Annotated in this window: 1 protein-coding gene; it reads right to left on the minus strand. The window is 74.9% G+C overall.

Features of this window, described 5'->3' with window-relative positions:
* A partial coding sequence (locus tag GT354_RS13400) for a YccS/YhfK family membrane protein (RefSeq protein ID WP_237534740.1) occupies positions 1 to 573 on the minus strand: 573 nt, incomplete at both ends.

The raw sequence follows: 573 nt of genomic DNA on the forward strand, positions 1-573 counted from the left end.
GTCAGCGCGTTCAGGAGGGCGACGAGGCGGGACATCCCGCGGCTGCGCCCGGGGGCCAGCGCGCGGCGGCCGAGCAGCAGGTCGTAGGCGTGGTTGAGGGCGAGCGTCACCTCGGCCCGAGCCGCCTCCCACGCGTCGGTGCCGGCGGCGGCCATCAGGTCGGCGGTGGCCGAGTACGCGTCGGCGACCGCGACCCGTTCGGGGATCCGCGATCGGGCGGGCCACGCGAGCAGCGCCATCGCGAGGACGAGCGCGGTGCCGGCCAGGATGAGCATCGGACCGCGCCACCATGGGGAGGGCATCGGCAGACCGGCCCCGATCACGGCCATCAGAAGCAGGTTGAGCCCGGACGCGGAGGCGATCGCGCCGATCGTGCTCACCATGCCGGCCACGAGCGCCACCACGGTCAGCACCGCGACGGCGGACCACCCGTGCCCGAACTGCGATGCGCCGAGCGCGAGTCCGGCGGCCCCGACCAGTTGCGGTACGGCGATGTTCAGCACCCGTAGCCGATACGCGTCGGCGGTGTCGCCGAACACCGCGCCGAGCGCCCCCATCGCCACGAGCGCACCG

This window comes from Streptomyces sp. SID3343, from assembly GCF_009865215.1.
Taxonomy (GTDB): domain Bacteria; phylum Actinomycetota; class Actinomycetes; order Streptomycetales; family Streptomycetaceae; genus Embleya.